Source organism: Pseudomonas entomophila (genome assembly GCF_023277925.1).
GTDB classification, from domain to species: Bacteria; Pseudomonadota; Gammaproteobacteria; order Pseudomonadales; family Pseudomonadaceae; genus Aquipseudomonas; species Aquipseudomonas entomophila_D.
In genome coordinates this window covers 3,068,890-3,092,274 of sequence record NZ_CP063832.1, presented here as the reverse complement: position 1 = coordinate 3,092,274, position 23,385 = coordinate 3,068,890, and the positions used below count along the sequence as shown (strand labels likewise).

General features: G+C 63.3%; 20 protein-coding genes. 10 read left to right on the top strand and 10 right to left on the bottom strand.

What is annotated here, in order from left to right; translation table 11 throughout:
- The first annotated feature begins 200 nt into the window (after nucleotides 1-200).
- Nucleotides 201-644: a hypothetical protein gene (locus IM733_RS13605; protein WP_248917156.1), complete on the top strand. Its 444-nt coding sequence runs from the start codon at nucleotides 201-203 to the stop codon at nucleotides 642-644.
- Nucleotides 645-781: 137 nt separating this feature from the next.
- On the opposite strand, the gene IM733_RS13600 is transcribed toward IM733_RS13605, so the two are convergent.
- Complete coding sequence (locus IM733_RS13600) at nucleotides 782-1,888, bottom strand: enoyl-CoA hydratase/isomerase family protein (protein WP_248917155.1); 1,107 nt, start codon at nucleotides 1,886-1,888, stop codon at nucleotides 782-784.
- A gap of 128 nt (nucleotides 1,889-2,016) precedes the next feature.
- On the opposite strand from IM733_RS13600, the gene ung reads away from it, so the two are divergent.
- From ung to IM733_RS13585, 3 genes are all read left to right on the top strand, one after another.
- Complete coding sequence (gene ung / locus IM733_RS13595; protein WP_011535370.1) at nucleotides 2,017-2,709, top strand: uracil-DNA glycosylase; 693 nt, start codon at nucleotides 2,017-2,019, stop codon at nucleotides 2,707-2,709.
- A 107-nt stretch (nucleotides 2,710-2,816) separates the two neighbouring features.
- Entirely contained in the window at nucleotides 2,817-6,401 is a 3,585-nt protein-coding gene (locus tag IM733_RS13590; RefSeq protein ID WP_248917154.1) for a hypothetical protein, read from the top strand.
- A 182-nt stretch (nucleotides 6,402-6,583) separates the two neighbouring features.
- On the top strand, nucleotides 6,584-9,163 hold the full coding sequence (locus tag IM733_RS13585) for an autotransporter outer membrane beta-barrel domain-containing protein (RefSeq protein ID WP_248917153.1): 2,580 nt from the start codon (nucleotides 6,584-6,586) through the stop codon (nucleotides 9,161-9,163).
- Here IM733_RS13585 and IM733_RS13580 read toward each other — a convergent pair.
- From IM733_RS13580 to IM733_RS13555, 6 genes are all read right to left on the bottom strand, one after another.
- On the bottom strand, nucleotides 9,151-9,456 hold the full coding sequence (locus IM733_RS13580) for a thioredoxin family protein (protein ID WP_248917152.1): 306 nt from the start codon (nucleotides 9,454-9,456) through the stop codon (nucleotides 9,151-9,153). The two genes, IM733_RS13585 and IM733_RS13580, sit on opposite strands and share 13 nt — an antisense overlap.
- 184 nt (nucleotides 9,457-9,640) lie before the next feature.
- Nucleotides 9,641-10,672, bottom strand: a complete 1,032-nt coding sequence (locus tag IM733_RS13575) for an AbrB family transcriptional regulator (RefSeq protein ID WP_248917151.1) — start codon at nucleotides 10,670-10,672, stop codon at nucleotides 9,641-9,643.
- Nucleotides 10,665-12,179, bottom strand: coding sequence for a tripartite tricarboxylate transporter permease (locus IM733_RS13570; protein WP_248917150.1), 1,515 nt, complete (start codon nucleotides 12,177-12,179; stop codon nucleotides 10,665-10,667). Before IM733_RS13570 ends, IM733_RS13575 begins: the two co-directional genes overlap by 8 nt.
- A 3-nt stretch (nucleotides 12,180-12,182) precedes the next feature.
- Entirely contained in the window at nucleotides 12,183-12,641 is a 459-nt protein-coding gene (locus tag IM733_RS13565; protein WP_248917149.1) for a tripartite tricarboxylate transporter TctB family protein, read from the bottom strand.
- Nucleotides 12,642-12,763: 122 nt separating this feature from the next.
- Nucleotides 12,764-13,744 carry a Bug family tripartite tricarboxylate transporter substrate binding protein gene (locus IM733_RS13560; RefSeq protein WP_248917148.1) on the bottom strand — a complete coding sequence of 327 codons (981 nt, stop codon included), beginning with the start codon at nucleotides 13,742-13,744 and terminating at the stop codon, nucleotides 12,764-12,766.
- A 40-nt stretch (nucleotides 13,745-13,784) separates the two neighbouring features.
- The gene (locus IM733_RS13555; RefSeq protein WP_248917147.1) at nucleotides 13,785-15,074 is read right to left on the bottom strand and encodes an OprD family porin; all 1,290 of its coding nucleotides are present in this window, start codon (nucleotides 15,072-15,074) and stop codon (nucleotides 13,785-13,787) included.
- A gap of 201 nt (nucleotides 15,075-15,275) precedes the next feature.
- On the opposite strand from IM733_RS13555, the gene IM733_RS13550 reads away from it, so the two are divergent.
- Nucleotides 15,276-15,947 (top strand): response regulator, encoded by a 672-nt coding sequence (locus IM733_RS13550; protein WP_240065075.1) that lies wholly within the window; start codon nucleotides 15,276-15,278, stop codon nucleotides 15,945-15,947.
- Nucleotides 15,940-17,319 (top strand): sensor histidine kinase, encoded by a 1,380-nt coding sequence (locus IM733_RS13545; protein WP_248917146.1) that lies wholly within the window; start codon nucleotides 15,940-15,942, stop codon nucleotides 17,317-17,319. Before IM733_RS13550 ends, IM733_RS13545 begins: the two co-directional genes overlap by 8 nt.
- Before the next feature lie 99 nt (nucleotides 17,320-17,418).
- On the opposite strand, the gene IM733_RS13540 is transcribed toward IM733_RS13545, so the two are convergent.
- Together IM733_RS13540 and IM733_RS13535 are read right to left on the bottom strand one after the other, a co-directional pair.
- A complete protein-coding gene (locus IM733_RS13540; RefSeq protein ID WP_240065077.1) occupies nucleotides 17,419-18,225 on the bottom strand; it encodes an HDOD domain-containing protein in 807 nt (268 codons plus the stop codon).
- Between the two features lie 55 nt (nucleotides 18,226-18,280).
- Nucleotides 18,281-19,222 (bottom strand): YgfZ/GcvT domain-containing protein, encoded by a 942-nt coding sequence (locus IM733_RS13535; RefSeq protein WP_248917145.1) that lies wholly within the window; start codon nucleotides 19,220-19,222, stop codon nucleotides 18,281-18,283.
- Nucleotides 19,223-19,354: 132 nt separating this feature from the next.
- On the opposite strand from IM733_RS13535, the gene IM733_RS13530 reads away from it, so the two are divergent.
- Nucleotides 19,355-19,609 (top strand): succinate dehydrogenase assembly factor 2, encoded by a 255-nt coding sequence (locus IM733_RS13530; RefSeq protein WP_011535357.1) that lies wholly within the window; start codon nucleotides 19,355-19,357, stop codon nucleotides 19,607-19,609.
- Nucleotides 19,593-20,084, top strand: coding sequence for a protein YgfX (locus IM733_RS13525; RefSeq protein WP_248917144.1), 492 nt, complete (start codon nucleotides 19,593-19,595; stop codon nucleotides 20,082-20,084). Before IM733_RS13530 ends, IM733_RS13525 begins: the two co-directional genes overlap by 17 nt.
- A gap of 56 nt (nucleotides 20,085-20,140) precedes the next feature.
- Here IM733_RS13525 and nadB read toward each other — a convergent pair whose 3' ends face one another.
- The gene (gene nadB / locus IM733_RS13520) at nucleotides 20,141-21,742 is read right to left on the bottom strand and encodes an L-aspartate oxidase (RefSeq protein WP_248917143.1); all 1,602 of its coding nucleotides are present in this window, start codon (nucleotides 21,740-21,742) and stop codon (nucleotides 20,141-20,143) included.
- A gap of 438 nt (nucleotides 21,743-22,180) precedes the next feature.
- Between nadB and rpoE the strand changes: the two genes are divergently transcribed.
- Both rpoE and IM733_RS13510 read left to right on the top strand, forming a co-directional pair.
- A complete protein-coding gene (gene rpoE / locus IM733_RS13515) occupies nucleotides 22,181-22,762 on the top strand; it encodes an RNA polymerase sigma factor RpoE (RefSeq protein WP_011535354.1) in 582 nt (193 codons plus the stop codon).
- A gap of 31 nt (nucleotides 22,763-22,793) precedes the next feature.
- On the top strand, nucleotides 22,794-23,384 hold the full coding sequence (locus IM733_RS13510) for a sigma-E factor negative regulatory protein (protein ID WP_248917142.1): 591 nt from the start codon (nucleotides 22,794-22,796) through the stop codon (nucleotides 23,382-23,384).
- Nucleotide 23,385: the final 1 nt, after the last annotated feature.

Here is a 23,385-nt window from a genome sequence, read left to right as displayed (position 1 = left end):
AGGTGTGCCGGTGGCCACATTCTAGTGAGATGACCGAAAAATGACTGCATGTTTTTCAGGGTTATACGGCATGTTTCAAATTATTGCGGAAACGGCACCGAACCCCGGCGCCGCTGTCTGATGCAATGTCGACACACGCATCGTCGTCGACGCCCGCCAGCGCCGCTGTGCCGGGCCCTTTCGCGGTCCAGGAGGCCGCCATGTACCCACGCATCCTGCTTGTTGTCCTGTTGGGACTGCTGACATCCGCCTGCGCGCCTTACTACGAGAGCGACGGCTATTACCGCAGCGACTACTACACCACCGATCGCTACGTGTACCCGGGTTATTACCGTCAAGACCGCTACTACGTGGCGCCGCAACCGCGTTACTACTACCAGCCCGCACCGCGTTACTACCGGCCGGCGCCGGTGCCGCAGTATCGCCCGTATCCCCCGCCCGGCGTGCAGCCGCGCTGGCAGGGCAACCCGCGGTACGACTACGGTAACCGCCAGCGCTACGACTATGGGCGGGACCGCGATCGCAACGATTACCGCAATGACAACCGAGGGGGCCGGGGGGATCGCTGGCATTCCAATGGGCGCGGGGATCACGACCGCCGGCCGGATGGCGGGCGGGGAGGGGATCGCAACTGGCAGCGGTGATGTTGAGTCCGGTGCTGGGAGTTGGGTCCTCTGTAGGAGCGGCTTTAGCCGCGATGCAGGCAACGTGGTGTCCAGCACCCGCTGCGCGGGTGATCGCGGCTGAAGCCGCTCCTACCGTGTCATGGGGCCGGTACCGTTCACCCCAGATCCGCCAGCGGATGGCGCCCCTCCCACACCTTGGTGAAATGCGCCTCGACCACCGCCGCCGGCACCTGTGCCACATCCGGCCAATGCCAGTGCGGCGTGTTGTCCTTGTCCAGCAACCGCGCCCGCACGCCCTCGCTGAACTCCGGGTGACGGCAGCAGTTCAGGCTCATGGTGTATTCCATCTGGAATACCTGGGCCAACGACAGGTAGCGCGCCCGGCGGATCTGTTCCCACACCAGGTGCGCGGTCAGCGGGCAACCTTCGTGCAAGCGCTGGCCCGCCGCCGCCAGTAACGGGTCGGCATGCCGCGCCAGGCCACTCAGCGCACGCCAGGCGGCCACCGGGTCGGCCACATCGAGTACTTCATCGATCACCGCCCGGCGCGCCAGCCACTGCCCCTCGGGCAATTCAGCGCAGGCACGGTGCTGTTCGGCCTTGAGCAAGCTGTTCAATTGCAACGCTGTCTGTTCCTGCCAGTTCAATTGCAGCAGCTCTTCGATCAGCGCCTCCTGCTGGTACTCGCCAAGGAAACGGTCGGCCAGCCCCAGGTCCAGGGCATCGCGGGCGTTGATTGGTGCGCCGGTCAAACCAAGGAACAACCCCAACGTTCCCGGCAGCCTGGAAAGGAACCAGCTGGCGCCGACATCCGGGTACAGCCCGATGCTGATTTCCGGCATGGCCAGGCGGCTGCTGGGGGTGACGATGCGCACGCCGGCACCCTGCAACAGCCCCATGCCACCGCCCAGCACATGGCCATGGCCCCAGCACAGCAGCGGCTTGGGGTAGGTGTGCAGGCGATGATCCAGGCGGTATTCATGGGTGAAGAAGGTGGCGGCCAGTGGCGGCACGCTACCAGGGTGTTCACGGCAGGCCTGGACCAGCGCGCGCACATCGCCACCGGCGCAGAAGGCCTTGGGCCCATTGCCGCGCAGCAGCACGCAAACGATGCCTGGGTCCTGCGCCCAGGCCTGAAGCTGCTCGTCGAGCACCTCGATCATCGGCAGGGTCAGGGCGTTGAGCGCCTTGGGCGCATCGAGCGTGGCGATGCCGATGCGGGCGCCGTCGGCGCCGGTGAGTACCTCGCAGTGAATGGCCATGGGCTACCTCGCGCAAGTCATCCCCTCAGTATGGCCCGTCGCGGCGCGGCTGCCGGTCGCCGGTCGGATCGATTGACAAGCCGGCGAGGCTTTCCTAGTGTCGCGCCACTTTGCTATTGGATGCCCCCATGACCGACGACGATCGCATCAAGCTCGAACCCAGCTGGAAGGCCGCGCTGCGCGCCGAGTTCGACCAGCCCTACATGCACCAGCTGCGCGAGTTCCTGCGCCAGGAATACGCCGCCGGCAAGGAGATCTACCCGCCCGGGCCGCTGATCTTCAACGCCCTGAACTCCACGCCGCTGGAGCAGGTCAAGGTGGTCATCCTTGGCCAGGACCCTTACCACGGGCCGGGCCAGGCCCACGGCCTGTGTTTCTCGGTGCAGCCTGGCGTGCCCGCGCCACCGTCATTGGTGAACATCTACAAAGAGCTGCAGCGCGACCTGAACCTGCCCATTCCCAACCACGGCTACCTGCAAAGCTGGGCCGAGCAGGGCGTGCTGCTGCTCAACACCACCATGACCGTGCAGCGCGCCAATGCCGCCTCCCACGCGAAAAAGGGTTGGGAGTTCTTCACCGACCGGATCATCCAGGTGGTTAGTGAGCAGTGCCCGAACGTGGTGTTCCTGCTGTGGGGCGCCCATGCCCAGAGCAAGCAGAAACTCATCGACGGCACCCGCCACCTGGTGCTCAAGTCGGTGCATCCGTCGCCGTTGTCGGCGTATCGCGGGTTCTTTGGGTGTGGGCATTTCAGCCGTGCCAATGGCTTCCTGCAACAGCATGGGATGGCGCCTATCGATTGGTCGTTGCCGCCGTTGTAGTACTGCCGCACCTAGCATTTTTGCCAGTTTCGCCCTTCTGGCCATCGGCCTAAATTGCCCCCACGGCTTCGACAACTGCTTGTCGAAGCCAAACCAGGGGCTGTGCGATGACCATTCTCATTCATAAAAAAGGCACTCAGGCTGCCCTTATCGCTGGCGATGACCTTTTCGCCCTGGCGGCACCCCGTTTACTGAATGTCTTGCCGCTGATGGCCGACGAACAAGGGATATTCACACTTCCAAGAGCGCAACAGCCGTTGCCGCTGCAATTCGAAGTGGAGGCCTGGCAAGGCTATGCGCGCGATTATCAGGACCTCGTCAATGCTGGCTGGGTGTCGCCCCGGGTAGTGTTCCAGGCCGTTCGTGATGGCCAGCGAGTTGGCGACGCCGTGGTCAGCGCCATGACCGCCAACCCAGGCGACCTGTTTCCAGTAACCCTTGCAATTCAGGCACCCGCGCCGTTGACCGATGCCATCTTCAACATCGAATACGATCAATGGATTGAAGGTGTTGAGAACGACGTCAGGTCGGGTTCGGCGCGTGTGCATTACGATCGTCAAGCACCCAACGAGGGCAACCCCTTCACCCTCTCCGGCCCATCCCGGATCGACGCCGAGCACCTGGCCGCCAACGGCGGCTTCGCTCGCTTCACATTGCCTCGGTGGCCTGATATCCACCTGGAAGACCAGGTACAGATTTACTTCCGCCCGGTTGGGGGCGTGGCGCCAGCGCAACCGATCGCCACCATAGTCATCTCTGCAGCGAACATCACGCCCGCGACCATCCCGCTCCTTATCGAACAGGAACTCCTCAGCGATGGCGCTTTCGAGGTCACGGCCCGGCTACAGGACCGTGCGGGCAATATCAACCTGGATGGCACCCGCCTGGATGTGCAGGTCGATCTAGGTTCAGGCGCGGTCGATCTGAAGAAAATCCAGGTACACGCCGAATTCATCAGCCTGTTCGGCCACATCAACTGTGCCGCGCTAGAGCGCGCGGTGGTTGAGCCCTGGCCTGACCCTGGCATTCCGAAGGGGTTGCGTTTTCAGGTCCCGCTCCCGCAAGACGGACTGCAGGTAGGTGGTGTCGTGCAGATGAGCTGGCAACTGTGCCGCGACAACTGGGGCAAGGAGCCACTTGCACCTGTCGCGTTCCTGCCAGCAATGCCATTGCGGCCCGATGGCTACTTGCTCATGGACCAGATACAGGAACTGATCGTCGATGAACTTTTGAAAATTCCCTCTGTGCCGAATGTGTTCGATGTATCGGTGCGTGTGGGCTACAGGGCCAGAACGGCGGCCGGTGGGTGGCGAAGCGCCCCGGACGCGGTGTTCTGGCTCTCATTGCAATCAGCGGGCGGTGGTCTATGTGCCGGCCGCTGGATGTTGTCGCAGTTAAATGCCAACTTGAACCGGAGCATCAACATGACTCAGTACGAAAGTATGGGCGGTATCCAACCCGTCGAGTTGTCGGAAGCGGAAAGCAAGGCGCGGGATCAGCAGGTGCAACTGGATCTGCAAGCCAAGCGCAACGAAATTCTTCAGAAGAGGACCAGCAAGCCGACCAAAGTTAGCAAAGTGATAGGCGGCAATGGCATGTTTTCGTCGACTTTGGCCGACGAGTTTACTTTCGTTGGTGCTTTGGAGAATGACACCCAGACCCCCGCCAGATGGCCTCACAACGAAATACCCCTGGCGGCAATGGATGCGAGCAACCCTAATGACTTCCCCTACCTGAATGTACCGGCTTGGGGAGACCTGGGGGGTACCCCAGGTTCGGAAGATGTGTTGACTCTGCTTTACAACGGAGTGCCTTGGCGGGACGGGCCGACTTTCCGCCTACCCTATCCAACGCCAGTGGGGCAGCAATTTCCTGTGGAATTGCAAATAACGCCGGAGATGTTGGATTCGCTGCCGGAAGGTGTAAACACCGTTAGTTATTCGGTGGACAATACGTCAGTCGGCAACCCCGATGAAGCACTGCCCCAACCCATCTTCCTTGATCGTGTCGCGCCGCGGCACACCAGCAGGCTGCTCCCGCTGGACGCCTTGCAACGGCCTGCCAACTTGCCGGCGCCACCCGTCGGAAGTGATCCGGTTTTCAATAGAGAGTATCTCGATGCCAACCCCACCGTGTTGTTCCCGGTGCCCGCATATGTCATAGAGCGGCGTTTCGATCAAATCGAACTTCGGGATGCCACGGGGGGCGCGACAATCTTTGGGCCGGTACCACTCTGGCCGCAAAATGAAGGCGCGCGTCAACCGAATGTTGTAGTGCCTGCGACCGTTCTGGAGGCGTTGGGGCTTGGCCGACATCAGCTACGTTACGTACTCATCGATCGGGCAGGTAACGTCAGTGGGTTGTCCAATGGCTTCAACCTTGAAGTTCAATTGCAGCCGGTTCCCAGCAATCTTCTACCGCCCATCGTCGTTGCTGCTATCAATCGCTCTCATTTCAATCCATCAGGAACTTCATTACCCGTCGGTATTCCGGTTTATACCGGTGCGCTCGCAACCGACCAGATCGTTCTCTCCTTGCACGATGACGCATCACCCCCCAACCTCGTTGATACAATCACATTGCCCGCATTTGATCCGAACCTGGATCCCAATCCGATCCAGATTCCTTGGGCATTCATTTCCAGGCTTGATGCGCGCGCTGTTTTCCAAGGCACTTGGAGCTATATCGTTCGACGTGATGGCGTTGATTATCCTGTGGCTCCAGCACTCCCTCCGTCAGCGATTTCCGATATCGACTTACGTGTCGTCGGGCCGGTCAACCCGAACGATCCTGATCCCATAAACCCGGTGCTCACGGTGCTGGAAGTAAATGGGGGAAGTGGTCAGTCGCCTGCCAATACCATTACACCCAATGACACCGGCCTCGCCGGGACGATGAAGTTTACCCCGTATCCTGGAGCGGGTACGACGGACCACCTGTCGTTTTACTATGGTGTTGATAACAATGGTGAGCCGCTACTCGTCTGGCAGGGGACCGTCGCGGACGCGGCTGCATTGACTCCCTCGAACATGATTCCGCTTCCCTGGACAGCCATCCAGGCACAAGGCAATGGCGTCATCAACGCGCTGTATAGAATCAGGGAAAATGCGGCGGCACAGAATTTCCAGCAGTCGTTGAACACTCAAGTCACCGTGAGTGCGATCACTGTCGAGATGAGGAACTTTGTCTGGTACGACGCACCCAATGCGCCGTTGGCCCAACAGAACCAACGGCCAGGTGCAACGGCTACCGGTGTCGTCAACTGTTCCGCTTCGCCTTGGAACTTTATCACGCTGATTCTCCGTGATTTTCGGGCAGGCGATCCGGGTGACGATCCTCTGCTGCCAGCGGTGACCCTTCAGGCTGGCGACCTCGTTACCGTGTTCTGGGAATACCATCCAGGCACCCTGCTGGGTGATTCGGCCGCGCCGCCTGCTGTACTGAGGGTGCTGGACGAACGCCCGGTGCCTGCGAGCTTCCGTGCGGGGGATGCGTTCAGGTACGAGATCAACTACCAAAATGATCTCTATGCCCAAGTCGCTAACCCGCCTGCCCCAGCAGCTGACTCCATCGTCTGCCGGTTCTCTGTTCGTCGTGGTCCTGAAGTATGGATTTCGCGCAAGTGTCTGGTGCGCTACAACACACGGCTTGCGGGAAATACGTTGTGCCGCAACTGGGTAGTCAATCCATAAATGTAAGTGATTTGCGTTCTGACTTGTGGGAATTTTAATGCTTACAAGTCAGAGCGCGGCTTTTATCCATGCATGAAGTTGTATTTTCCTACATCCATGCCTCTTGACGCCTTCTAGCATCGCCACCCGATTCCAAACGGGCTTTCACACCCTTCGTATTTCGGCTCAAAGGTTAATGTCAAATGCATAAGGATCATCGCGTCAGAATTGCTTTCACCCCTGGGTTTTCTTCATTGCGCTTCGCCGGCCTATTGTCGCTGGGGTTGCTGAGTCAACCTGCCCTTGCACTGGTGTTGAATAATCAGGATCTGACGATTACCGCCGCGACACCATTGGATTTTTACACCCTGAACAATCAGTCCCACCTTACCGTCGACGGGGCCCAGACCCAGAACATCCTGGTACGGCAAAACTCCCTCCTCGAGATACTTAGTGGGACCACGCAGGCCAACGGTATCGCTATTCAACTGGTAGACAGCCAGGCGCAGATAAACAATGGCAGCATTACCAGTGCCACCACATTCGCACTGGTGCTTGGCCATTCCGGAACCGGTGCGGGTTCTACCGCGACTGTCAGCAACAGTACGCTGCAGGGTGGAACGGTAGGTGTGCAGGTGAATGCGGATGGCAGGCTGCAGGTGGCTGACTCGCGGATTCTGGCGACCAACGCCACCGGCATCGGCATGCGCCTGCTCAGCGGTAGCGCAGAGGTAACCCGTACCCAAATCAGCGGGCAGAGTGCTGGTGTGCAGTTGTCCACCGAGCTGGCGCGCCCCTTCGCACCGCAACTTGTGCTGGACGGCAGTACCGTCACCAGCAGCGCAGGCCCGGGCATTGATGTCGTCACCCGTGGCGATGCCAATATCGTCTTGCGTAACGGCACCAGCATCACATCCGATAGTGGCACGGCAGTGCGCGTTGGCGAGACCGCCAATGCTTCAATGACAGCAATCGACTCTTCGATGAACGGTGATGTCCTGGTGGTGGGTGCCGGGGCTGCGACCCTGGGGCTGCAGCATTCAGCGCTTTCGGGCAACGTTGTCGTGCAGGACCAAGGCACGGTGTCACTGACCATGAGCGACGATTCGCGGATGGTCGGGGATGCACGGGTGTCGGATGCTGGGGCTGCGACCTTGGGACTGCGACAGTCCTCACTTTCGGGCAACGTCATCGCGCAGGACCAAGGCACGGTGTCACTGACCATGGGCGACGATTCGCGGATGGTCGGGGATGTAGGGGTGTCGGGTGCCGGGTCTGCGACCTTGAGCCTGCACCAGTCCTCACTTTCGGGCAACGTCGTCGCGCAGGACCAAGGTTCGGTTTCGCTGACCATGACTGAAGGTTCGCGGATGACAGGGGATATGACCGCGACACCCGGCGCGCGCGCCCAACTGAACATGGAAAGCGGATCGCAGCTTGAAGGCCGACTGAGCAATGTCGCCCAGGCGAATATCGCCAGCGATGCCAACTGGACGTTGACCGGCAATAGCAACGTGGGCGACCTGGCCCTGAATGGTGGTCGGGTTACGTTCGGCAATGACGCTGCCTTTTACGACCTGACCGTGACCAACCTCTCCGGTAATGGCACTTTCGTGATGGCCAGCGATTTCGCCACCGGGGCCGGCGACCAATTGATCGTCACCGGTACGTCCGAGGGCAATCACGGGCTGCTGGTGGGCAGCAGCGGCCAGGAGGCGAGCGTCGAGTCGCTGCGCCTGGTCCAGACCGCCGACGGTGGTGCGCAATTCCACCTGCTCAATGATCGCGAGCGAGTGGATGTGGGGGCGTACTCCTATGAGCTGGCGCAGGACGGCAACGACTGGGTGCTGAACCGCGAAACCCGCACCGTCGCACCGATCACCATGGCCGCCATGGCGCTGTTCAACACGCCGATCACCGTGGCCTACGGCGAACTCAGCTCGCTGCGCAGCCGCATGGGCGAGTTGCGCTACAGCGAAGGGCGCAACGCCGGTGTATGGATGCGTGCCTACGGCAACCAGTACAACGTCAGCGGCGCCTCCCTGGGCGCGGGTTACCAGCAGAACCAGCGCGGCCTGAGCCTGGGCGCCGACATGCAACTGGCCGACAGCGATTGGTTGCTGGGCGTGCTGGCCGGTAGCAGCCGTTCGGACCTGAACCTCGACCATGGCACCTCCGGTACCGTCGACAGCTACTACGTGGGCGGCTACGCCACCTGGCTGGACCGCGAGACCGGCTTCTACGTCGACACCGTGCTCAAGTACAACCGCTATCAGAACAACGCCAAGGTCGGCTTGAGCGACCACACCCGCAGCAAGGGCGACTACGACACCCACGGTGTGAGCGCGTCGGTGGAGGCGGGCAAGCACATCAAACTCAACGATGGCTACTTCATCGAGCCCTTCGTGCAGGTGGCCACCGCTGCCGTCGCCGGCAAGGACTACACCTTCGACAACGGCCTGCGCGCCGAAGGCGACATGGCCAAGTCGTTGCTGGGCAAAGTGGGTACCACCGTCGGCAAGACCATCCCGCTCGATGGCGGGGCCATGGTGCAGCCTTACGTGAAGGGTGCCTTTGCCCACGAGTTCGCCCAGCGCAACCAGGTACAGGTCAACGACAACGTGTTCAACAATGACCTGTCTGGTTCGCGTGCCGAGCTGGGTGCCGGGGTGTCGCTGGCGCTGTCCAAGCAGTTCCGTGTGCATGCCGACGTTGAGTACAGCAATGGCAAGAACATCGAACAGCCTTATGGCGTGAACGTGGGCGTGCGTTACGACTTCTGATTGGGCTCGAGGCCTGGGCGTGCAAGCAGGTGCAACCTGCGTTCGATCACGTCCAGGCGCCGGGTGCTGATGATTGCTGGATGCTGGCCGGTGGCGAGGAATACCTGTGATGGCAGGTATTTCACGCCCCAGCGCTGGAACAACAAGGTCAACCTGGCATCCAGCTCTGGGGCCGTACAGTGTTCGACATTGAACTCGTAGAAGTTGAACTCCCTTGACCGCTCCTTGGCCAGCGCCTCGACTTGAGGATGCAGTTCGACACAGGGCGGACAACTGTCGGATCGAATAAGCAACAAGGATGGCCGTGTGAATCTACGGCATTCGAACAACCACTCGAGTGTTGGGAGGTTGGTCACGTTTATCATGGACATCGACGGCTCCTGGAGTGTGCTTGTGGCGTTAATTCAACGTCACTCGGGGAGCGGATGAAACTGGCAAAAATGCCAGTTGCGACAGCGGCGAGAGCCCCCATGAGTCTCACGCTCCGCCCGCATTCCAACGCCGAAACAACGGCTCCGCCAGAAACAGCACGAACAACAATCGCATCACCTGCAACGCCGTCACCAACGGCACCGACAGTTGCAGCGTCTCCGCCGTCAGGCTCATCTCCGCGATACCACCCGGCATCATCCCCAAGGTCAGCGAGCGCAGGTCCAGGTGCGTCAGCAGGCTCAACGCCCACGCCGCCCCTGCGGCGATCAGCATGCACAACCCCGTGGCCAGCAGGGTGCGCCCGAGAAACGACGGCGCGCGGCGGAAGAACGCCCGGTTGAAGTGGCAGGCCAGGCCGCTGCCGATCAGCCATTGGCCGATCTGGCTTGCGCCGTTGGGCAGGCCGATCTGCAGATTGCCGGCAAGGCTCACCGTGGCCGCCACCAGCAACGGCCCGAACAGCCATGGGTTGGGTTGGCGCAGGCGTTGCCAGATCAGCGCCACGCCAACGCCAAGTGGCGCGATCAACGCTAGCCAGCCCCAACTGACACTGCCCGCATGATTCAGCGGTACGCCATCGCCCAGCAGCAGCTTGAACAGCGCCGGCACGCACAGCACCACCGCCAACACCCGCAGGCTCTGCGCCGCCGCCACCTGGCTGAGCACCGCGCCATTGCGCGCGCCCAGGTTGACCATCTCTCCCGAACCGCCCGGCATGCTGGCGAAGAACGCCGTGGCGCGGTCCTCGCCGGTGCGCCGCAGCAACCACACGCTGATCACGCTGGACAGCGTGGTGAACAGTGCACCGAAGAAGATCAGCACGAAGTGCTCGGCGACCTGCTCGATCACCGCCGGGGTGAAGTGCAGGCCGATGCCGATACCGATGATCCACTGGCCGCACTTGCGGCCGTTGGGGATCTCGCTAAGCTGCCAGGGGGTCAGGCAGCGCACCAGGATGATCGCCAGCAGCGAACCGACCATCCACGGCAAGGGCCAGCCGACCTTGCTGGCGGCATAACCGCCCGCAAGGCCGACCAGCCCCGTGGCCCAGAACAGCGGCAACGACCGGTCAGGCATCGGCCATGGCCCGGCGCTGCTGAACGCGTTTGCGCCAGCTGCGCAGCAGCGGCAGGCTCAGCATGCAGACCACCAGCACCCACACACCCATGCTGATCGGGCTCGACCAGAGGATGCCCAGCTCGCCGTTGGAGATCGACAGCGCGCGGCGCAGGTTCTGCTCCATCAGCCCACCGAGGATGAACCCGAGCAGGATCGGCGACAGCGGGAAGTCCAGCTTGCGCAGGATGTAGCCCATGATGCCGATACCCACCATCAGGAACAGGTCGAAGGTGGTGGCATGCACGGCATACACGCCAATCGCGGTAATGATCGCGATCACCGGCACCAGCGCCCAGTTCGGCACGGCGAGGATGCGGGTGAAGATGCGGATCATCGGGATGTTCAGGATCACCAGCATGATGTTGGCGATGAACAACGAGGCGATCAGGCCCCAGACGATGTCCGGTTGCTGTTCGAACAGCAGCGGGCCGGGCGTGATGTTGTACAGGGTCAGCGCGCCGATCATCACCGCGGTGGTGCCCGAGCCTGGCACGCCCAAGGTCAGCATCGGCACCAGGGCGCCGCAGCAGGAGGCGCCGATGGCGGTTTCCGGGGCGGCCAGGCCACGGGCATCGCCCTTGCCGAACGTGCCCTTGTCGCCGGCCAGGCGCTTTTCGGTCATGTAGGCCACGGCGCTGGCCAAGGTCGCGCCGGCCCCGGGCAGCACGCCCATGAAGAAGCCGAGCAGGCCGCAGCGGATGTTGACGAAGAACACCGCCGCCGCTTCCTTGAAGTTGAACAGCATGCGCCCGGTGGCCTTGACCGCGATATGGCCGTGGTGGGTCTTTTCCAGCAGCAGCAGGATCTCGCTGATGGAGAACAGCCCCAGCACCAGCACGACGAACTGGATACCGTCGGCCAGGTGCACGCTGTCGCCGGTAAAGCGGTACACGCCGCTGTTGGCGTCGATGCCCACCGCCGACAGGAACAGGCCGATCAGCGCGGCGATGAAGGTCTTCAACGGCTTGTCGCCGGCCATGCCGCCCAGGGCGACGATGGCGAACACCATCAGCACGAAGTACTCCGCCGGGCCGAAGGCGATCGCCCATTTGGCCAGCAGCGGGGCGAACAACACCATGCCGCAGGTGGCGATCAGGGCGCCGATGAACGAACTCCAGGCCGACAGCGACAGGGCCACGCCGGCCAGGCCTTGGCGGGCCATGGGGTAGCCGTCGAGGGTGGTCATCACGGTGGAGGCTTCGCCGGGAATGTTCAGCAGGATCGAGCTGATGCGCCCGCCGTATTCGCAGCCCAGGTACACGGCGGCCAGCAGGATCAGCGCCGACTCCGGCGGCAAACCGAGGGCGAAGGCGATGGGGATCAGCAGCGCCACGCCGTTGATCGGGCCAAGGCCCGGCAGCAGGCCGACCACGGTGCCGATCAGGGTGCCGGTCAGGGCGGTGACCAGGTTGTAGGGGCTCAGGGCGACGCCGAAGCCCTGGCCGAGGTAGCTCAAGGTATCCATGTGTCAGTTCTCCAGTACGTCGAGCAGGCCGAGGGGCAGGGGCACGTCCATCACGCGGTCGAACAGCCAGTAGAGGAACAGGCTCATGCCGACCACCACCAGGGCGCTGTGCCGCCAGCGGCCGCCGTACAGGCGGGCCATGGGCACCCCGACCAGCGTGGCGCTGAGGATGAAGCCCAGGGTTTCGAAGGTGCTGGCGAAGACGATCAGCAAGCCGACGCAGGCGCTGATCTTGATCAGCGTCTCGCGGTCCAGCTCGGGTTCGTCGTCCTTGCGCACGATGGGCGTGGGGCGGATGGCCAGGTACAACAGGCCCAGGCTCATCAGGCCGAGCATCAGCAGTGGGTAAGCGCGCGGGCCCACCGGTTCGTAGGAGAAGGCGGCCTGGTAGGGCCAGGCCATCACGGCCAGCACGGCGCACAGCGCCAGCAGGGCCAGGGCGAAAATGCGTTGCAGGATCATGCAAGAATCCTCGGTCGAGAGAACGACGCGATCGTTGTAGGAGCGGCTTCAGCCGCGATCACCCGCGCAGCGGGTGCCAACCACCATCGCGGATGAATCCGCTCCTACAGGGACCGGGTGGCTTACTGGATCAGCCCGAACTCACGGGCCAGTGCCTTGTAGTCCGCCACCTGCTTCTTCACATAGCCGTCCAGCTCCTCGCCGGTCATGGCGAACGGGAACAGCTCGCGCTGGTCACGCAGCTTGGCGAAGTCCTCCGAGGCCAGCAGCTTGTCGAACGAGGCCTTCCACCAGGCGTAGTCCTCGTCGCTGACCTTCGGCCCGAGGTAGAAACCGCGCACCACCGGCCAGACGATGTCGTAGCCTTGCTCCTTGGCGGTGGGGATGTCTTTCATCTCCGGTTCGTCCAGGCGGTTTTCGGAGAACACCGCGAGGATGCGCATGTTGCCGCTCTGGATATGCGGCATGGAGTCGGAGATGTCGGTGGAGCCCACCTGGATATGGCCACCCAGCAGCGCCGTTGCGATTTCGCCGCCGCCCTCCAGGGCCACGTAGCGCAGGTCGCGCGGGTTGATACCGGCGGCTTTGGCGATCAGCGCGGTCTGCATCCAGTCCTGGCTGCCCACGGTGCCACCTGAGCCGATCACCACCTTGCTCGGGTCTTTTTTCAGGGCCGCGACCAAGTCATCGAGGGTCTTGTAGGGCGAGTCGCTTTTCACCGCGATGGCACCGTAGCTGGTACCCACCGCCGCCAGCCATTTCACGGCGTTCTCGTCGAAGCGGCCGAACTTGCCCTGGGCCAGGTTCAGCAGCGAGCCGCTGGACCAGGCCACCAGCGTGCCGGCGTCGGCTGGGCGCTGGGCGACCACGGCGTTGTAGGCCACCGCGCCGACACCGCCGGGCATGTAGGTCACGCGCATGGGTTTGCTGAGGATTTTCTCGTTGACCAAGGCGCTTTGCACCAGCTTGCAGGTCAGGTCGAAACCGCCACCGGGCGAGGCCGGGGCGATGCATTCGGGGCGTTTCGGTTCAGCGGCCAGGGCGTTGCCGGCGAGCAGCAGGCAACCGGTGGCGAGGGCGAGGCGGCGCAGTGAAAAAGTCATCGTCTAACTCCATGAGCATTGTTGTTATGGGTTACCGCTATTACCACAGCGCCACGCTGTAGCTCACCAGCAGCCGCACTTCGTCCGCGTCGCGGGTGAAGTTGGAGCGGAAGGTGGCGTTGCGCAGGCGCACGGCGACGTTTTTCAACGGGCCGCTTTGTACCACGTACTTGAACTCGGTGTTGCGCTCCCATTCCTTGCCCTCGCTGCCATCGGCGCGGCTGACGTTGTCGCCGTTGATGTAGCGGGTCATGAAGGTCAGCCCGGGGATACCCAAGGCGGCGAAGTTGTAGTCGTAGCGCACCTGCCAGGAGCGTTCGTCGGCGCCGGCGAAGTCGTTGATCTGGACGAAGTTGACCAGGTACGGGTCGGCGCCATCGACGTAGGGGAAGGCGCTGTCGCCGGACAGTTGCTGCCAGGCGGCGCTGACCTTGTGGCCGCCCAGGCCATAGCTGAGCATGCCGTTGAAAGTGGTGTTGTCGATGCGCCCGGCCTTTTTCGAGCCTGCGTCGTCGCTGACGGCCAGGCGCAGGTCGGCGCCGAAGGTGCCCGGGCCCCAGGGCTGGGTGGCGACCATACCGATGAAGTGCTGGCGGTAGATGTCTTCGAGCTGGGCGAAGTGGTAGCTGCCGGTGATGCGGTCGGTGAATTTGTAGTCGACGCCGCCCAGGTCGAGGTTGTCGGCGCTGAAGCTGCCACCGAAGCGGCCGTTCTTGTTGTTGAGCGCCAGGTCTTCCCAGTTGGTGTCGTCGCGGTCCTTGGCCTTGTCCACGCGCCCGCCGGTGAAAGTCAGGCCCTTGATCTCGTTCGAGGTGAGCAGGCCGCCTTCGAAAGTCTGCGGCAGGATGCGCCCGTCGTTGGGCTGCAGCGTGGGCAGTTCGGGGATCAGGGTGCCGATCTTCAGTTCGGTCTTCGACACCTTCACCTTGCCGGTGAGCCCCAGCTTGGAGTACTCGTCGGCCGCTTTGCCGTCGTCGTGGGTGGGCAGCAGGCCGGTGCCCGTGCGGTCCTTGCTGGAGTCGAGCTTGACCCCGACCATGCCCAGCGCGTCCAGGCCGAAGCCCACCGTGCCTTCGGTGTAGCCGGACTCGAAGTTGAGCATGAAACCCTGGGCCCATTCGTCGCGCTTGGATTGCTGCGCGCTGGTGCCGTCGCGGAAGTCGCGGTTGAAGTACATGTTGCGGGTTTCGAAGGTGGCCGTGCTGTCTTCGAAGAAGGCGGCCTGGCTCAGGGGCGCGACACCGGCCAGGGCGAAGGCGCTGGCGAGGGCGGACGGGCGGGCGGCGAACGAACGGGTAGGCGCGAACGCCTGCGGCTGCATGGACAGCATCGTCGGTGACTCCACTTTATTGTTCTTATGTATTGCACCTTGCTGGTGCTTTTTGCGGCGCGCGGGGCGACCGTGGTGCGATGCTAGGTAACCAACCTTTCGCTAACCTTTCAGCGTGAAAGGTTTCTTGCGAGGGCTTCACAGGCCTCGTCACGGCGGTACACTCCGCGCCAACCGACCCACCCGAGCTGGGAGAATCCGATGCGTGTGCTGCTGGTCGAAGACCACCTGCAACTGGCTGAAAGCGTGGCCCAGGCTCTGAAGAGCCAAGGCCTGACCGTGGATGTGCTGCATGACGGCGTGGCCGCCGACCTGGCCTTGGCCAGCGAGGACTACGCCGTGGCTGTGCTCGATGTCGGCCTGCCGCGCCTGGATGGCTTCGAGGTGCTGGCGCGCCTGCGCGGGCGTGGCAAGACCCTGCCGGTGCTGATGCTCACCGCGCGCAGCGATGTGAAGGATCGGGTTCACGGCCTGAACCTGGGCGCCGACGACTACTTGGCCAAGCCCTTCGAACTGACCGAACTGGAAGCGCGGGTCAAGGCACTGCTGCGCCGCAGCGTGCTCGGCGGCGAGCGCCAGCAGCGCTGCGGGCCGTTGGTCTACGACCTCGACACCCGCCGCTTCACCCTGGTCGATGAGCCGCTGACCTTGACTCAACGCGAACAGAGCGTGCTTGAGGCGTTGATCGCCCGGCCCGGGCGGGTGATGAGCAAGGAGCAGCTGGCCGCCCAGGTGTTCGGCCTGGACGAGGAGGCCAGCCCCGACGCCATCGAGATCTACATCCACCGCCTGCGCAAGAAGCTCGACGGCCACCCGGTGGCTATCGTCACCTTCCGCGGCCTGGGCTACCTGCTCGAGCATCGCGATGCGTGACAACGTCAGCCTGCGCGGGCGCCTGCTGGGCAACCTGGCGTTGTTGCTGGTGGTGCTGATGCTGGCCAGCGGCCTGAGCGCCTACTGGAATGGTCGGGAGGCTGCCGACACCGCCTATGACCGGACCTTGCTGGCCTCGGCGCGGACCATCGCCGCCGGCCTGTCGCAACGCGACGGCACCCTAAGTGCCGACGTGCCCTACGTGGCCCTGGACACCTTCGCCTATGACAGCGCCGGGCGCATCTACTACCAGGTGCTGGACATCCACCAGAAGCTGATCTCCGGCTACGAGAACCTGCCCGCGCCGCCCCCGGGCACGCCGCGCACCGACGATTACCCGGCCCTGGCGCGTTTCTACAATGCCACCTACCTCGGCCAGGACGTGCGCGTGGTCAGCCTGCTCAAGCCAGTGAGCGAGCCGAACATGAACGGCATGGCCGAGATCCGCGTGGCCGAGACCGAAGAGGCGCGGGTGCGCATGGCCCGTGGCCTGATGGCCGACACCTTGCTGCGCCTGGGCATGCTGGCGTTGGGGGCGCTGGTGATGGTGTGGTTCGCGGTCAGCGCGGCGTTAAGCCCGCTGGAGCGGCTGCGGGGGGCGGTGGAGGAGCGCCAGCCGGATGATCTGCGTGCGCTGCCGGTGGTGCAGGTGCAACGCGAACTGGGTCCACTGGTGCGCGCGCTCAACCATTTCACCGAGCGCCTGCGTGGGCAGTTCGAGCGCCAGGCGCAGTTCATCGCCGACGCCGCCCATGAGCTGCGCACACCGCTGGCGGCACTCAAGGCCCGGGTCGAGCTGGGCCTGCGCTCGAACGAGCCCGACGAATGGCGCAAGACGCTGGAGGCCGCCGCCCAGGGTACCGATCGCCTGACCCACCTGGCCAACCAACTGCTGTCTTTGGCGCGGGTTGAAAACGGCGCGCGGGCGATCGCCGAGGGTGGCGCCCAACGCCTGGACCTGAGCCAGCTGGCCCGGGAGCTGGGCATGGCCATGGCGCCATTGGCCCATGCCCGTGGTGTGTCCCTGGCACTTGAGGCCGAGGCACCGGTATGGCTCAAAGGCGAGCCGACCTTGCTCAACGAACTGCTCAGCAACCTGGTGGACAACGCCCTGGCCCACACGCCGCCAGGCGGTGACGTGATCCTGCGGGTGCTGGCGCCAGCCGTGCTCGAAGTCGAGGACGATGGGCCGGGGATTCCCGAAGGGGAGCGTGAGCGGGTGTTCGAGCGCTTTTATCGGCGCAGTGCACAGGGCAGTGGTCTAGGGCTGGCCATCGTCGGCGAGATCTGCCGGGCGCACCTGGCGCAGATCAGTCTGCATGACGGGAAACGAGGCGGGTTGAAAGTGCGGGTGAGTTTCATCGCCGATTGACGCTGCGATCTCTGTAGGAGCGGCTTCAGTCGCGATCAACCGCGACGCCAGCATCGCGGCTAAAGCCGCTCCTACAGGGCCGGCTGGCCGGCCGACCGGTCAACGCAACATGCTGCGCGCATCCAGCAGTTCTTCCATATCCAGTTCGGTACCGAACGGCAGCCCCAGGTGCCGATAGGCGGGCAGGGCGGCCAGCGGCCGGCTGCGCCCGCGCTGGCTGATGCAGCGGGCGATCTGCACCACGTCGATGTAGTCCAGGGTGTCGGTGCGCCGGTCCAGGTCCTGGATCTCGCTGGGCAGCTTGACCAGTTGCTCGGGGAACTCCCAGGCACTGAGGATCTTGTCGCCCAGCGCTGGTTGGATCTGTTCGATCACGTAGTGCAAGCACACCGGGTCGGAAATCAGCTCGTTGTGCTCTTCGGCATAAATGAGCACGGGCAGCGCGCCGATCTGGTGCACCAGGCCGCCGAGGGTGGCCTGGTCGGGCTTCAGTTGCGTGTAGCGCCGGCACAGTTCATAGCTGATGCCCGCCACTTCCAGGCTGTTGGCCCAGATATCCCGCAGCTTCTGCTCGACCGCCGGCGAACGGGCATGGAAGATCTGCTCGATCACCAGGCCGATGGCCAGGTTGCAGCTGTAGTTGATACCCAGGCGGGTGATGGCGGTGTGCAGGTCGGTGACTTCGACGGCGGCGCGCAGCAGCGGGCTGTTGACCACCTTGATCAGGCGCGCCGACAGCGCGGCGTCGCGGCCGATCACCTTGCTCAGGGCGGACACGCTGATCTCGCTGTCTTCGGCGGCTTCGCGGATGCTCAGGGCGACTTCCGGAAGCGTCGGCAGCACCAGGTCGTCGTTGTCGATGGCTGCGAGCAATTGCGCTTGGACCATCTCGGCCAGCTTGTTCATGGACTTCTCTACCGCAAAGGTGGTGCGGCCCCGCCAAATCGACGGGGCGGGCTGGTCAGCGCTGGATTTCCCGGTCGCGGTCCAGTTCGTAAGGCAGGTCGAGCAGCGTCAGGCGTGGGCCTTCCAGGCTGCCCAGGTGCAAGTTGTCATCGGCCACCGCGTCGGCGCTGAGCACGGCCAGCAGTTCGACGGCGTTGCCGGTGCTGGCACCAATCACCACCTCGCCGACCGACGAGCCGTGGGTGGGCGAGAAGATCTCGGCGCCCGGCGCGGGTACCGCTGTCTCGTCGAGCGCAAGGCGGTACTGGCGACGCTTGAGCTTGCCCAGGTACTGCATGCGCGCGACGATTTCCTGGCCGGTGTAGCAACCTTTCTTGAAGCTCACGCCATCGACCGCCTGCAGGTTGATCATCTGTGGGATGAACAGTTCGCGGGTGGGGCCCATGACCTGGCCGATGCCCGCGCGCACCTGGCCTAGCAGCCAGTCGTTGAGGGTGCCCTCGGGCAGCAGTGCCGCGAGTTTCTCGCGAACGTTGGCGGCCTGGTCGGCGGGCACCCACAGTTCCACACGATCGCTGGAGGCGGTCACGGCGATCAGGCCTTGATGGCGAACGGTCGCACCGGCTTCAACAGGAACCGCCAGGCCCAGCGCCTGAAGCGCGCTGCTCCCCTGTTGCAGGCCAAAGCGCACCCAGGCTGCGCTTTCGTCGGCCAGGGTGGCCTTGGAGAAGACCGCGTACTTCTTTAGGTCGGCCAGTTGTGGCTCGAGCAGTTCGCTGGCCATGGCCAGCAGGTAGCCATCGCCTTCGGGAAGAATGCGGAAGCTCGACTGCATGCGGCCCTTGACCATGCATCGCGCGCCGAGGCCCGCGTGGTCATCGCTGAGGTAGTTGATGTTGCAGGTCAGTTGGCCTTGCAGGAACTTGCCGGCGTCGGAGCCGCGGACTGCGAGGATGCTTTCGTGCGGGAGCGTACAGAAGAAAACGGAATCGGCCATGGTCATCGCGGTAGCTAAAGACTGGCGGCCATCATAGAACGCCAGTAACAAAATAGGTAGGTGACTAGACCAACGCCCTGTGTCGCTTTGTCCGCTGCGCGGTATACTGCGCGACCATTCGAGGAGGGCCCCATGGTCGAACAAACTGAACTCAACCGGCTTTTCTGGCACAGCCGCCGCGGCATGCTGGAATTGGACGTGCTGCTGGTCCCCTTCACCCAGGAAGTCTACCCGAGCCTGAGCGAAGATGACCGCGCGCTGTACCGTCGGCTGCTGACCTGCGAAGACCAGGACATGTTCGGCTGGTTCATGGAGCGCAGCGAATCGGAAGACCCGGAGCTGCAGCGCATGGTCCGCATCATCCTGGATCGTGTCCAACCCAAGTGACCGCTTCGAGTGCCGTTGGCAGGGCTCTGGTCGCCTGCTGGCGGCCTATCTCGCCAGCCTGGCGCTGGCGATCATCACGCTTATCGTTGTTGCGGTACCCGTCTGGCTGAGCGGATTGTTGCTGATTGCCTGCCTTGCCCACGCCTGCTGGGTCATCCCCCGTCGTATCTTGCTGACTCATCCTGAAGCCATCACCGGCCTGCGTCGTGACGCGCGAGGCTGGCGGCTGTATTGCCGGGCTCGAGGCTGGCAGCCGGTGCGGCTACGTCGGGATAGCGTGGCGTTGCCGGGATTGGTGGTGTTGTGTTTCGTACGCCAGGGGCGATGGTTGGGGCAGAGCCAGTGCATTGCCCATGACGCGCTTGCCCCCGACGATCATCGCCGCCTGAGAGTACGGCTGAAGTTCAGCCGGCGCAGGTGGTCTGAACCTGTAGGAGCCAGCCTTGCTGGCGAACGGCGCCACCTCCGGACCTGAGGCCTGCGGTGATCCCGCTTCGCCAGCAAAGCTGGCTCCCACATCGATCGCGTTCATCACGGGCTGAGGATCGTGTCCCTGGCCTCGGGCAGCATTCCCGGATAATCCAGCGTGTAATGCAGCCCACGGCTTTCCTTGCGCTGCATCGCTGAACGGATCATCAGCTCGGCCACCTGCGCCAGGTTACGCAGTTCGATCAGGTCGCGGCTGACCTTGTAGTTGCTGTAGAACTCGTCGATCTCGCCCAGTAGCATGCGTACCCGGTGCTCGGCGCGTTGCAGGCGCTTGCTGGTGCGAACGATCCCCACATAGTCCCACATGAAACGCCGCAGCTCGTCCCAGTTGTGCGCGATGATCACGTCTTCATCCGAGTCAGTGACCTGGCTGGCATCCCAGCAGGGCAGTGCGCGGGGCATGGCGACCTGCTCCAGGTGGGCCACGATGTCGGTGGCGGCGGCGCGGCCGTAGACGAAACACTCGAGCAGCGAGTTGCTGGCCATGCGGTTGGCGCCATGCAGGCCGGTGAAGCTGGTCTCGCCGATCGCGTACAGCCCCGGTACGTCCGTATGGCCACGGTCATCGACCATGACCCCGCCGCAGGTGTAGTGCGCCGCAGGCACCACCGGGATCGGCTGGCGGGTTATGTCGATACCAAACGTGAGGCAGCGCTCGTAGACGGTGGGGAAGTGGCTCTTGATGAAGTCGGCAGGCTTGTGGCTGATGTCCAGGTACACGCAGTCCACGCCCAGGCGCTTCATTTCATGGTCGATGGCGCGGGCGACGATATCCCGTGGCGCGAGCTCTTCACGGGGGTCGAAGCGCGGCATGAAACGCTCGCCGTTGGGCAGGCGCAGCAGGGCGCCTTCGCCGCGCAGGGCTTCGGTGATCAGGAAACTCTTGGCCTGCGGGTGGTACAGGCAGGTCGGGTGGAACTGGTTGAACTCCAGGTTCGCCACCCGGCAGCCAGCGCGCCAGGCCATGGCGATGCCATCGCCGCAAGCGCCGTCGGGGTTGCTGGTATAGAGGTACACTTTGGCCGCGCCGCCTGTGGCCAGCACGGTGAAGCGTGCACCGAAGGTGTCGACTTCGCCAGTGTTGCGATCCAGTACATAGGCGCCCAGGCAACGTTCGCCTTCCAGGCCCAGGCGCCGCTCGGTGATCAAATCGACCGCCACCCGCTGTTCGAGCAGATCGATATTCGAGCGCTGGCGCGCCTGTTCCAGCAGGGTGGTGAAAATCGCCGCGCCCGTGGCGTCGGCGGCATGGATGATGCGCCGATGACTGTGGCCGCCCTCGCGGGTCAGGTGGAACTCGAAACCGCCGTCGTCGACGCTGTAGTGTTCGTCGCGGGTGAACGGCACGCCTTGCTCGATCAACCATTGAATGGCTTCGCGGCTGTGCTCGACGGTGAAGCGCACCGCGTCCTCGTGGCACAGGCCGCCTCCGGCGTTGAGGGTGTCTTCGACATGGGATTGTACGGTGTCGGTGTCGTCGAGCACCGCGGCGACACCGCCCTGAGCCCAGAAGGTCGAACCGTTGGCCAGGTCGCCCTTGCTCAGCACGGCGATGCGCAGGTGGCCAGGGAGGTTCAGTGCCAGGCTGAGACCGGCGGCACCACTACCGATCACCAGGACATCATGTTGGAATTGTTTGCTCATGTCGGGACACTAGTAATCTTTGGAGGGGGCACGGCACAATAGTCGAGCGCAGATGGCATTGTGAAACTATCGTGAAACCTGGCCGGGGATGCCTTTATAGCAGCCCCGGGTGCCTGATTTCCAATGGCGCTTGCGGAGCAATGGCGACGTTCCGGGGAACTTTCCGGCGGTGCCGCAAATCCTATGAAGGCTGCCCGCACGCCACATTTTGTCGCGGCGACGCACGGCGGCAGCTCTATCCCGGGCTGACACCTGCGTGTATGAAACCAGATTATCGACGCTGCCGGCCGTGACCGCGCCGCGTCTTTCGTGCGAGCCGACCGAGGGCCGCAGGAAACTTGCTTGGAGGGGAGAACTTTTGCGCAAAGCCCGAGTCTATGTTTGCAAGCCTGAACGATGGCTGTCGCAACGCTCCTTCGAGTTCATTGAGGAGTGTTCATGCTAACCCAGGAAGAGGATCAGCAGCTTGTCGAGCGCGTGCAGCGCGGCGACAGGCGAGCGTTCGATCTGTTGGTGTTGAAGTACCAGCACAAGATTCTCGGGTTGATCGTGCGTTTCGTTCACGACACCCATGAAGCGCAGGACGTGGCGCAGGAAGCCTTTATCAAGGCATACCGGGCGCTCGGCAATTTTCGCGGTGACAGTGCGTTTTATACCTGGCTGTACCGCATCGCCATCAACACGGCGAAGAACTATCTGGTGTCCCGTGGAAGACGGCCACCTGACAGCGATGTGAGCTCCGAGGATGCGGAGTTTTACGACGGCGATCATGGTCTCAAGGATCTCGAGTCCCCAGAGCGCTCGTTGTTGCGGGATGAAATCGAAGGCACCGTCCATCGCACCATCCAGCAACTGCCGGAAGATTTGCGCACCGCACTGACCCTGCGCGAGTTCGATGGTCTGAGTTACGAAGACATTGCCAGTGTCATGCAATGTCCGGTGGGTACCGTGCGCTCTCGAATTTTTCGCGCTCGGGAGGCCATAGATAAAGCCCTGCAACCGTTGTTGCAGGAATCCTGAGACAGCGGCGACAGCCAAGAGAGGAACCGCCATGAGTCGTGAAGCTTTGCAGGAATCGCTGTCCGCGGTGATGGATAACGAAGCGGACGAGCTTGAACTGCGTCGCGTGCTTAACGCCGCGGAAGATGCCGAAACCCGTGCCACCTGGTCGCGTTACCAGGTCGCTCGCGCGGCGATGCACAAGGAACTGCTGCTGCCCAAGCTGGATATCGCCTCGGCGGTGTCCGCGGCGCTGGCCGACGAGGCTGTGCCAGTAAAGGTCAAGCAAGGCCCGTGGCGCAGCATCGGCCGCCTGGCCGTGGCGGCTTCGGTAACCGTTGCCGTGCTGGCAGGCGTGCGCTTCTACAACCAGGACGAAATCACCGGTGCCGAACTGGCTGCACAGCAGCCTGTACAGCAAGGCCTGAGCATGCCTCAGACCCAAGGCCCCGCCGTTCTGGCAGGCTATAGTGAAAGCAGCGAACAACCGACTGGCCCGATGGCCAACGGTGTCCTGCAGAACCAGGCCGGCTGGGATCAGCGCCTGCCGGGCTATCTGCGTCAGCATGCCCAGGAATCGGCACTCAAGGGTAATGAGACTGCACTCCCTTACGCCCGCGCCGCCAGCCTGGAAAACCGCTAAG